The following is an 11,427-nucleotide window of genomic DNA, read 5'->3' as shown; positions in this document are numbered from 1 at the left end:
GGTGTGCGGGTGTTGATCGATGCTGTTGGTGAAAAATGGGGTGGGCCAGTGCCTCGAGTTTCGCGCGTGCGCGGCATATGGTGGCGCGGTACGGACTCCGCGGCTCCGTCAAGTACCCGCCTTCGTGTCGCTGCCGGAAACGCTTGGAAGGGCGTGCAGTCAAGGGTGCGGTCGGTCCGTTTCCTCGTGTTGGCCATGATGCTCCTCATGATGCTTGCCAGCCTGGTCCTGACTGGAGTCGTGACGTTCGTGGTGTCCTTCACGGAACTGAATAACCGTGTTGATCAAAGCCTTTCCGACAAAGCACAGAATGTGGAAAAAATTGCCCTCGCCGGATCATCAGGAGCGGGCGCGCCGTCCATCTCCCGGCTCCGGTCGGCGGCGCACGAAATCGATCCCGGCAGGCACGAAGTGATAGCGGCATTCGTCGACGGGAAGCTGGATTGGAAAGTCGAGGGCAACCCGGACGACCCTGTGCTTCCGGAGTCCCTCTACGGCCCGGTCCTCAACATGGCGGATCCGGCGCGCACCGTCGTCGGAAGCCTGGGCGCGGACAAGGACCGGATGCGGCTGACGATCCGGCCGGTGAGCCTTGGCGCTGGTGGAAGCCAGTCATTTTTCCTGATTGGCAGGGATACGTCGGACCAGGAGGAGAGAATTCTTTCCTCGATCCGGACCTACACGATGGTTTCCGGCGGGGCGTTGCTCGCGACTGGTCTGATCGGCACCGTTTTCTCCGGGCGCCTTCTCCGTCCCCTGCGCCGGATGCGCGAAGCAACCGAAGTAGTCAGCCACGACGACCTAAGCCAGCGCGTGGACGAGCGGTCGCGGGCTGACGACGTTTCCCAATTGGCTCACAAGTTCAATCTGATGCTTGAACGGCTCGATGCGGGCGCCCAAGAACAACACCGGTTCATCGACGACGTCGGGCATGAACTTCGCACGCCCTTGACCATCCTGCGTGGTCACCTGGAACTGATGTCGGATGACGACCCGTCGGACGTCGCCGAGACGCGGGCGCTCCTACTCGATGAACTCTCCCGGATGCAAAGGTTGGTGGATGATCTCCTTTTGCTGGCCAATGCGCAGCGTCCGGAGTTCGTCAGGAGGGAGGAACTGAACGTAGCCCGCTTCACTGACGAGGTCATGGAAAAGATCCGCGTGCTCGCCAACAGGCAATGGCAAGTGGATGAACTGTGCGATGCCGTGGTGAATGCCGACCCGCAGCGCCTGACCCAAGCGCTCGTCCAACTCGCGGCAAACGCCGTCAAGTACACCGATGATGAAGCCACAATAGCGTTGGGTTGCAGGGTTGAACCCGGATTGGTCAGCGAAGGCGGGGTGTCCGGTCCCGGGACCCTGGCCGTTTGGGTCCGCGATACCGGCATAGGCATCGAGGTCCGGGACCAGGAGCGGATTTTTGAGCGGTTCGGCAGGGTCGAAACCGGTCGGGGCGAGGCGGGGGCCGGTCTCGGGCTTGCGATTGTCACGGCAATCGCCGAGGCGCATTCGGGCCGGGTCACGGTGAATTCGGCCCCAGGCCAAGGATCTACATTTACGTTGCACATTCCCTTGATGAGCGAGGCGGCCGCATCATGAGCCGGATCTTGATAGCCGAGGACGAAGCGCGGATCTCCACGTTCATGGAGAAGGGCCTCCGCGCCGCCGGACACACACCGTCCGTGGTGGCCGACGGGATCACGGCTCTGGACTACGCCACGTCGGGCCAATTTGATTTGTTGATTCTCGACGCCGGACTGCCCCGCCTGGACGGATTTACCGTTCTGGGATTGCTGCGTGAGACGAAAGTCCGTCTTCCAGTGATTATGGTTACGGCCCGGACATCGGTTCACGACACCGTTGCAGGCCTCGACGGCGGGGCGGATGACTATCTGGCCAAGCCTTTCCGATTCGAGGAACTGCTTGCCCGGATACGGATCCGACTCCGCAATCCGCTGCCCGGCACGTTGGACCACATACTGAAATGTGGTCTCCTTGAACTGGACCTGCACTCCCGGAATGCAAAATTGAACGGCAAGGAAATTGAGCTGTCTTCCCGCGAGTTTGCGTTGGCGGAAACCTTCATGCGCCATCCTGGACAGGTGCTGTCCCGGGAACAATTGCTCAGCCGCGTCTGGGGGTATGACTTTGACGGAACGTCCAACGTGGTGGACGTCTACGTGTTGTACCTACGAAAGAAGCTAGGCGCGGACCGCCTCGCCACGGTCCGGGGCACGGGGTACCGGCTGGTGGAAATCTGACTTCTGCATAGGTCCGGACCGCATCGGCCCGGAAGCGCCCGTACCCGGACCGGTGTAACCCAAAACGCGTCGCGAGGATCCGGGGCGCGTCGGAAGGCCGTCATCCCTGTGGTAATTTTGAAGGGCAAATGTTCCTTTTTTAATTCCGTCCCGTGAGGCGGGGAAAGGGGAGACGAGCGATGACTGAAGTCACTGCGCCGGTACCGTCCCGGGTTGTCCTCAACCACGCGGATATCGACCGTGCGCTCACTCGTATCGCCCACGAGATCCTCGAGGCCAACAAGGGCTCCCAGGATCTGGTCCTTTTGGGCATCCCACGCCGCGGCTATCCGCTGGCTGTGCGGCTGGCAGAGAAGATCGCCGCCGCGGATCCGTCCGTCAACGCCTCGGCAATCGTCGGTCAACTGGACGTCACCATGTTCAGGGACGACCTTTCCCACCAGCCTGCCAGGCCTCCTTATCCCACAAGGCTGCCACTGTCCGGCATCGACAACAAGGTTGTTGTCCTCATCGACGATGTCCTGTACTCCGGCCGCACCATCCGGTCCGCCCTCGACGCCATCATCGACCTCGGCCGGCCCCGCATCGTTCGCCTCGCCGTCCTCGTGGACCGTGGCCATCGCGAATTGCCCATCCGCGCGGACCACGTGGGCAAGAACCTGCCTACGTCCTCCTCGGAAAAAGTCCGGGTCCACTTGGAAGAACTCGATTCGGTGGACGGTCAGCCCATCAATGAAGTAGTGATCGAGGCCGGCGCATGAAACACCTGCTCTCCACGGAGAACCTCAGCGCGGCGAACGCCATCCGGATCCTGGACACCGCCGAAGAGATGGCCGCGGTGGGGGACCGGGAAGTCAAGAAGCTCCCCGCTTTGCGTGGCCGCACGGTGGTCAACCTCTTCTTCGAGGACTCCACCCGCACCCGTATTTCCTTCGAGGCGGCCGCCAAGCGGCTTTCCGCCGACGTCATCAACTTCGCGGCAAAGGGTTCTTCGGTATCAAAGGGTGAGTCCCTCAAGGACACCGCGCAGACTCTTGCCGCGATGGGCGCCGACGCGGTAGTCATTCGTCACTGGGCCTCCGGTGCACCGCATCGCTTGGCTGCCACCGACTGGATCGACGCCGCCGTCATCAACGCCGGCGACGGCACGCACGAGCACCCCACCCAGGCCCTTCTGGACGCCTTCACGATGCGCCGGCACTGGTCCAAGCTGAAAGGTTCGGCGTCCACGGGCGCAGATCTCACGGGTATGCGCGTCGCGATCGCCGGCGACGTCCTGCACTCCCGGGTCGCCCGTTCCAACGTGTGGCTGCTGCGCACCCTTGGTGCGGAAGTAACCCTCGTTGCTCCGCCCACCTTGCTGCCGATCGGCGTCGAACACTGGCCGTGCAAGGTCAGTTACAACCTTGACGAGACACTCGAGGCCGGCGTCGACGCGATAATGATGCTGCGGGTCCAGGGTGAGCGCATGAATGCTTCCTTCTTCCCTTCGACGCGCGAGTATTCGCGCCGTTGGGGCTTCGACGATGCCCGTCTCCGGGCCCTCGACGAACTCGGGCTCAAGGACACCATCATCATGCATCCCGGCCCCATGAACCGCGGACTGGAAATTTCATCCGCCGCCGCCGATTCGCCCCGCTCCACCGTGCTGGCCCAGGTCCGCAACGGCGTGTCGGTCCGAATGGCCGCCCTGTACCTGCTGCTCTCGGGGGACACCCGTGAAGCCGCCACCACACCGGGCACCGCCCGTTCCGACAAGGAGAGCAACTGATGACCGAGACCGCAACAGGTACAGCAACCGGTACCTATTTGATCCGCGGCGCGGCCATCCTGGGTGGCGACGCCGAGGACCTGTTGATCCGCGACGGCGTCATCGCTGAGCGCGGGACCGGCCTGTCCGCAGAAGGCGCCACGGTGATCGAGGCCGCCGGCCTCGTGGCGCTTCCCGGCATGGTAGACATCCACACCCACTTGCGCGAACCCGGTCGTGAAGACGCCGAAACCGTGGAAACGGGAACCCGCGCCGCAGCCCTCGGCGGCTACACGGCTGTGCACGCCATGGCCAACAGCAACCCGGTGGCGGACACCGCCGGCGTCGTCGAGCAGGTCCACAGCCTGGGCCGCGCCTCCGGGTGGGTGGATGTGCGTCCAGTGGGTGCCGTCACGGTTGGACTCGCCGGCGAACAGCTTGCCGAACTCGGCGCCATGGCCGACTCCCGTGCCCAGGTCCGCGTCTTCTCCGACGACGGCATCTGCGTGCACGATCCCGTGCTGATGCGCCGCGCCCTGGAATACGTCAAGGCGTTCGACGGCGTAGTTGCCCAGCACGCGCAGGAACCGCGCCTTACCGCCGGCGCCCAGATGAACGAGGGCACCGTCTCCGCCGTTCTTGGCCTTGCCGGTTGGCCGGCGGTCGCCGAGGAGAGCATCATCGCCCGCGACGTGCTCCTGGCCCAGCATGTCGGCTCCCGCCTGCACGTCTGCCACGTATCGACCGCCGGCTCGGTGGAGATCGTCCGCTGGGCCAAGGCACGTGGAATCAACGTCACCGCTGAGGTCACGCCCCACCATTTGTTGCTCACCGATGAGCTGGTCCGCAGCTATGACCCCGTCTACAAGGTCAACCCGCCGCTGCGTACCGACGCGGATGTCCAGGCACTCCGCGCCGGGCTCGCCGACGGCACCATCGACGTCGTAGGCACGGACCACGCCCCGCATCCGAGCGAGCACAAGGAATGTGAGTGGGCCCAGGCAGCGATGGGCATGACGGGCTTGGAAACAGCCCTGTCGGTAGTCCAGGAAACCATGATCGAGACAGGGCTGATGACGTGGGCCGACTTCGCCCGCGTCACGTCAACGGTGCCCGCGGCCATTGGCCGGGTGGCAGATCAGGGACGCCCGCTTGAGGCCGGCGAGCCTGCCAATGTGATCCTCGTGGACCCGGCTGCCCGCTGGACAGTGGATCCGCATAAGATGGCGACCATGGGCCGGAACTCGCCCTTTGCGGGCAAGGAGTTGCCGGGCGCCGTCATCGCCACTTTCTTCAAGGGCCACCCGACCGTGCTGGATGGCAAGCTCAATACGCCGTACCGCTACGCCACGGACACCGCCGGCGCAGGCAGCAGCAACTGATGGACAAAATCGCTTCCCTGCTCCTGGTCTTGGGCCTTGCCGCAGTCGCCGGCGGACTCATCGCAATGGGTTGGCGTAGCAGGCTCAAGCGGCAGGCCGGCGTCGGGCCGCTTCCGGAGGTGCCCGAGCAGCTCAGCCCGGCAGGCATTGCGGCTGAAGGCCAGTACGTGGCCACAACGACGTCGGGAGACTGGCTTGACCGGATCGCCGTTCATGGCCTGGGCTTCCGCGGGAACGCGGAAATGAGCGTCCATCCGGAAGGAGTCCTCTTTGACCGCAAAGGGACCGCGCCACTGTTCATTCCATCGCGAGCGGTGACCGATTACCGCAGCGCCAGCGGCATGGCCGGAAAGTTCGTGGAGAAGGACGGACTCGTGGTCTTGAGCTGGATGCTCGGAGAACGTGAGCTCGACACCGGATTCAGGACCAGGCACGCCGCCGACAAGCAACCCCTCCTCGAAGCACTTCAAGAATTGATCTCTGCAGCCCCCCAGGCAGATGCCGATAGTGGAAAGTAACAACGTGACGGACACCAACGCAGCGACAGGCAATACAGTGACAGGCAATACAGTGACCACAAACAATCCAGCAGAGTCCACCGCAGCAGTGCTGGTCCTCGAAGACGGCCGCATGTTCCGCGGCCGCAGCTACGGCGCCACAGGCGTTGCCCTGGGCGAGGCCGTTTTCGCCACCGGCATGACCGGCTACCAGGAAACCATCACGGATCCCTCCTACGCCCGCCAACTGGTGGTCCAGACGGCTCCGCACATCGGCAACACCGGCGTGAACAAGGAAGACGCCGAGTCCCGCCGCATCTGGGTGGCCGGCTATGTGGTCCGCGACGCCGCCCGCCGCCCGTCGAACTGGCGTTCGGAGCGCAGCCTTGACGAGGAACTCGTCGAGCAGGGGATCGTCGGGATCCAAGCCGTGGATACCCGGGCGATCACCCGGCACCTGCGCGAGCACAAGACCATGCGCGCAGGCATCTTCTCCGGCGGGGCAGCCAATGCCACCGACAAGGAACTCCTGGATTCCGTCCTGGCCAGCGCTCCCATGGAAGGCGCCCGCTTGGCCGAAGAAGTGAGTATCGACAAAGCCTACGTCGTGGAACCTGCGGACCACGGTTGGGAGGGGGAAGCAAGATTCAGCATCGCCGCGATCGATCTTGGCATCAAGGCCATGACGCCAGCGCGCTTCGCCGAACGGGGCGTCCGCGTCCACGTCCTTCCCGCGACGGCCACGCTGGAAGACGTCAAGGCAGTCAATCCGGATGGCTTCTTCATGTCCAATGGCCCTGGCGACCCCGCCACCGCTGACGTCCAGGTGAAGCTGCTCCGCTCGGTGCTTGATGAGAAGCTGCCGTACTTCGGTATCTGCTTCGGCAACCAGATCCTGGGCCGCGCGCTCGGATTCGGTACCTACAAGCTCAAGTACGGCCACCGCGGTATCAACCAGCCGGTGATGGACCGCCGTACAGGCAAAGTGGAAATCACCTCGCAGAACCACGGCTTCGCCGTCGACGCTCCCATGGACGGCGCCACGCTGGCTCCGGAAGAGCGCTTTGGCCGCGTGGAGGTCAGCCACGTAAGCCTCAACGACGACGTCGTCGAAGGACTCGCCTGCCTCGACATCCCGGCCTTCTCGGTCCAGTACCACCCCGAAGCCGCAGCCGGTCCGCACGACGCCGCCTACCTCTTCGACCGCTTCATCGACCTGATGGAGAGCACGAAGAACGGCCAGGATGCCGCGCAGGCCACCGCCACTCAGACATCGAACTCCGCGAAGAACGAGGACACCAAGTAATGCCAAAGCGTACAGATCTCAAGAGCGTCCTTGTTATCGGTTCCGGCCCGATCGTCATCGGCCAGGCAGCCGAATTCGACTACTCCGGCACCCAGGCACTGCGGGTCCTGAAGGAGGAGGGCCTGCGCGTCATCCTCGTGAACTCCAACCCGGCCACCATCATGACCGACCCCGAGTTCGCCGACGCCACGTACGTCGAGCCCATCACCCCCGAGGTGGTCGAAAAGATCATCGCGAAGGAGCGACCGGACGCGCTCCTGCCCACGCTGGGTGGACAGACGGCCCTCAACACGGCCATCGCCTTGGACAAGAACGGCGTGCTCGAGAAGTACAACGTCGAACTCATCGGTGCCAACATTGCCGCGATCGAACTCGGCGAGGACCGCGAAAAGTTCAAGGGCGTCGTGGAGCGCTGCGGCGCCGAGTCGGCCCGCAGCCACATCATCCACACCATGGATGAAGCACTGACCGCCGCGGAAGACCTCGGCTACCCGATGGTTGTCCGTCCGTCCTTCACCATGGGCGGCCTGGGCTCGGGCCTGGCGTACAACGAAGGTGACCTGCGGCGCATCGTGGGCCAGGGCCTGCAGTACAGCCCCACCTCCGAGGTCCTCCTGGAAGAGAGCATCCTCGGCTGGAAAGAATACGAGCTGGAGATGATGCGCGACAAGAACGACAACGTCGTTGTTGTGTGCTCCATCGAGAACTTCGATCCTGTAGGCGTCCACACCGGCGACTCCATCACCGTGGCACCCGCCCTGACCCTGACGGACCGCGAATACCAGCGCCTGCGTGACATCTCCATCGCCGTCATCCGCGAAGTCGGCGTCGACACCGGTGGCTGCAACATCCAGTTCGCCATCGAGCCGGACACGGGCCGCGTCGTCGTCATCGAGATGAACCCGCGTGTTTCGCGCTCCTCGGCGCTGGCCTCCAAGGCAACGGGCTTCGCGATCGCCAAGATCGCCACCAAGCTCTCCCTCGGTTACACCCTGGACGAGATCCCGAACGACATCACGCAGAAGACGCCGGCATCGTTTGAGCCGACGCTCGACTATGTCGTGGTCAAGGTTCCACGTTTCGCGTTCGAGAAGTTCCCGGCCGCGGACAACACGCTGACCACCACCATGAAGTCCGTCGGTGAAGCGATGGCCATGGGCCGCAACTTCACGGAAGCCCTGCAGAAGGCGCTTCGCTCCCTTGAGCAAAAAGGCTCGCAGCTGGACTTCAGCCACGTGCCCGAGTGGGAAGTTCCGGAACTCATCGAGAAGTCCAAGCGCCCGACGACGGACCGCCTCTACCAGGTCCAGCGCGCCATGCTCGGAGGTGCTTCGGTTGAAGAGCTCTACGCCGCCACCAAGATCGATCCGTGGTTCCTGGACCAGCTGCAGCTGCTCAACGAGACATCCCAGGAGATCCGCAAGGCCGGCGCCCTGACCGAAGACATGCTGCGCAACGCCAAGCGGCACGGCTTCTCGGATGCGCAGATCGGCACCCTGACCCACAACCCGGAGGCTGTTGTCCGCGGCGTCCGCCAGGCCTTGCGCATCCGTCCGGTCTACAAGACGGTGGACACCTGCGCCGCCGAATTTGCCGCCTACACCCCGTATCACTACTCCTCGTATGACGAAGAGGACGAGGTGGGCCTGCACGCCAAGCCTTCCATCATCATCCTGGGCTCCGGTCCCAACCGCATCGGCCAGGGCATCGAGTTCGACTACTCCTGCGTGCACGCCTCCATGGCGCTGCGCAAGGCCGGCTACGAGACCGTCATGGTCAACTGCAACCCGGAAACCGTGTCCACGGACTACGATGTCTCCACGCGCCTCTACTTCGAACCGCTGACCCTTGAGGACGTCCTCGAAGTCATCGCAGCTGAGGAGCGCACTGGTGGCGTCATGGGCGTGTTCGTCCAGCTTGGCGGCCAGACCCCGCTCAAGCTCGCACAGCAGCTGGCAGACGCCGGTGTGCCGATCCTGGGCACCTCGCCGGAAGCCATCGACCTCGCTGAGCACCGCGGCATGTTCTCCCGCGTGCTCGACCGCGCCGGCCTGATCGCCCCGAAGAACGGCACCGCGGTGTCCTTCGAGGACGCCAAGAAGATCGCCGACGAAATCGGCTACCCGGTCCTCGTCCGTCCGTCCTACGTGCTTGGCGGCCGAGGCATGGAAATCGTCTATGACGAAGCCAACCTCTCCCGCTACATCGCCAACGCCACGGAAATCACGCCGGACCACCCGGTGCTGATCGACCGCTTCCTTGAGGACGCCGTCGAAATCGACGTCGACGCGCTCTTCGACGGCACGGACATTTACCTCGGCGGCATCATGGAGCACATCGAGGAAGCCGGCATCCACTCCGGTGACTCCGCATGCGTCCTGCCTCCGATCACCCTCGGCGGCAACGTGATCGAACGCGTCCGCACGGCCACCCGGGCCATCGCTGAAGGCGTAGGCGTCCGTGGCCTCATCAACATCCAGTTCGCGCTGGCTTCCGACGTGCTCTACGTGCTGGAGGCCAACCCGCGGGCTTCCCGCACGGTGCCGTTCGTCTCCAAGGCCACGGGCGTGCAGATGGCCAAGGCTGCGGCCTTGATCGGTACCGGCGTCACCATCAACCAGCTGCGCAGCGCCTACAAGATGCTGCCGGAGGCGGGCGACGGTTCAACCCTTCCGCTCGACGCGCCCGTGTCGGTGAAGGAAGCCGTGTTGCCCTTCAGCCGCTTCCGGACGCCCGAGGGCAAGGTGGTGGACTCGCTGCTCGGCCCTGAGATGCGGTCCACGGGCGAGGTCATGGGTATCGACAAGCACTTCGACACCGCTTTCGCCAAGAGCCAGGCCGCGGCCAACAACGCGCTGCCCACCGAAGGCAAGATCTTCGTCTCTGTCGCCAACCGCGACAAGCGCTCGGTGATCATGGGTGTCAAGCGCCTGTCCGATCTCGGGTTCGAGATTGTCTCCACGGGCGGCACGGCGGATGTGCTGCGCCGCAACGGCATCCGGGCCACCCCGGTCCGCAAGGTCGCAGAGGGCAGTAGCGCCGAGGGCGAAGGCACCATCGCGGACCTCATCATTGCGGGCGAGATCGACATGGTCTTCAACACGCCTTCGGGTGGCGAAGCCCGCAGCGACGGCTACGAACTCCGCGCGGCCGCCACGTCCATCGGCATCCCGTGCATCACCACGGTGGCCGAGTTCAACGCCGCGGTGCAGGCAATCGAGGCGCTGCGCACCTACGAGTGGTCGGTGACCAGCTTGCAGGAGCACGCCGCCAACCTGAAGGCATCCACCGAGGCCGTCAATGCCTGAGTCTGCAGTAGAAGGGCAGCTTCCCGTCGGGCAGCCCCCTCTCGGGCGGCCGGACCGGGAGCCGTTCGGTTCCCGCCTGGCTTCCGCCATGGCTGCCCGAGGCCCCTTGTGCGTGGGCATCGACCCGCACCCCGGGTTGCTGGCGGACTGGGGATTGAACGACGACGTCGCCGGGCTGGAGCGTTTTTCGCTCACCGTTGTGGAGGCCGTGGCGACCCTCGCTGCCGCGGTGAAGCCGCAAGTGGCACTCTATGAGCGCCACGGCTCCGCGGGAATAGCAGTACTGGAACGGACCCTTGCGGCTGCGTCCGACGCCGGCGTCTTGAGCATTGCCGATGCCAAACGCGGAGACATCGGCTCCACGATGGCTGCCTATGCAGACGCTTGGCTGCGCGACGGTTCTTCATTGGCTGCGGATTCGGTCACATTAAGCCCATATCTCGGATTCGAGTCACTGCGGCCGGCCTTGGACCTCGCCGCCGAGTGCGGCCGGGGTGTTTTCGTCCTTGCGCTGACTTCCAACCCCGAGGGCAAGTCCGTCCAGCACGTAGGCGGTTCCGAGTCGGTGGCCCGCCGTATCGTTGAGGCGGCCGCCCATGAGAACCGTCGCTATGCCGGCGCTCTCGGTTCGGTGGGCATGGGGTCCGTCGGTCTTGTGGTGGGTGCGACTATCGGCACGGCTTTGGTGGACCTTGGCTTGGACCTCAACGCGGTTCAGGGTCCCATCCTGGCTCCCGGACTAGGAGCCCAGGGAGCCACGCCGGCGGATCTGCGCGCCACTTTCGGTGAGGCATATCCGGCGGTACTGGCGACGTCGAGCCGCGGAATCCTGGCCGCGGGTCCCTCAATTGCCGGATTGCGTTCCGCTACTGAGTCCATCCGGGACGGCTTGCTGACTGGTTAGTCGAGATCTTGGTGTGTCC

General features: G+C 64.4%; 9 protein-coding genes. All 9 read left to right on the top strand.

Features of this window, described 5'->3' with window-relative positions; translation table 11 throughout:
- The first annotated feature begins 153 nt into the window (after window positions 1-153).
- Window positions 154-1,599 (top strand): sensor histidine kinase, encoded by a 1,446-nt coding sequence (locus AC3ANQ_RS11800; RefSeq protein ID WP_488305214.1) that lies wholly within the window; start codon window positions 154-156, stop codon window positions 1,597-1,599.
- A complete protein-coding gene (locus AC3ANQ_RS11795; RefSeq protein WP_488305213.1) occupies window positions 1,596-2,261 on the top strand; it encodes a response regulator transcription factor in 666 nt (221 codons plus the stop codon). Before AC3ANQ_RS11800 ends, AC3ANQ_RS11795 begins: the two co-directional genes overlap by 4 nt.
- Window positions 2,262-2,440: 179 nt before the next feature.
- On the top strand, window positions 2,441-3,022 hold the full coding sequence (gene pyrR / locus AC3ANQ_RS11790; RefSeq protein WP_488305212.1) for a bifunctional pyr operon transcriptional regulator/uracil phosphoribosyltransferase PyrR: 582 nt from the start codon (window positions 2,441-2,443) through the stop codon (window positions 3,020-3,022).
- Window positions 3,019-4,032, top strand: coding sequence for an aspartate carbamoyltransferase catalytic subunit (locus AC3ANQ_RS11785; RefSeq protein ID WP_265981169.1), 1,014 nt, complete (start codon window positions 3,019-3,021; stop codon window positions 4,030-4,032). The genes pyrR and AC3ANQ_RS11785 overlap by 4 nt, the downstream gene beginning before the upstream one ends.
- Window positions 4,032-5,393 carry a dihydroorotase gene (locus tag AC3ANQ_RS11780; RefSeq protein ID WP_488305211.1) on the top strand — a complete coding sequence of 454 codons (1,362 nt, stop codon included), beginning with the start codon at window positions 4,032-4,034 and terminating at the stop codon, window positions 5,391-5,393. The genes AC3ANQ_RS11785 and AC3ANQ_RS11780 overlap by 1 nt, the downstream gene beginning before the upstream one ends.
- Window positions 5,393-5,911 carry a PH-like domain-containing protein gene (locus AC3ANQ_RS11775; protein ID WP_488305210.1) on the top strand — a complete coding sequence of 173 codons (519 nt, stop codon included), beginning with the start codon at window positions 5,393-5,395 and terminating at the stop codon, window positions 5,909-5,911. The genes AC3ANQ_RS11780 and AC3ANQ_RS11775 overlap by 1 nt, the downstream gene beginning before the upstream one ends.
- Window positions 5,892-7,196: a glutamine-hydrolyzing carbamoyl-phosphate synthase small subunit gene (gene carA / locus AC3ANQ_RS11770; RefSeq protein WP_488305209.1), complete on the top strand. Its 1,305-nt coding sequence runs from the start codon at window positions 5,892-5,894 to the stop codon at window positions 7,194-7,196. Before AC3ANQ_RS11775 ends, carA begins: the two co-directional genes overlap by 20 nt.
- A complete protein-coding gene (gene carB / locus AC3ANQ_RS11765) occupies window positions 7,196-10,504 on the top strand; it encodes a carbamoyl-phosphate synthase large subunit (protein ID WP_488305208.1) in 3,309 nt (1,102 codons plus the stop codon). The genes carA and carB overlap by 1 nt, the downstream gene beginning before the upstream one ends.
- Complete coding sequence (pyrF, locus tag AC3ANQ_RS11760) at window positions 10,497-11,408, top strand: orotidine-5'-phosphate decarboxylase (protein ID WP_488305207.1); 912 nt, start codon at window positions 10,497-10,499, stop codon at window positions 11,406-11,408. Before carB ends, pyrF begins: the two co-directional genes overlap by 8 nt.
- Window positions 11,409-11,427 lie beyond the last annotated feature (19 nt).

It is taken from the genome of Arthrobacter sp. DMZ02-1R (assembly GCF_057747935.1).
This window is presented reverse-complemented; position numbering and strand designations above follow the sequence as displayed.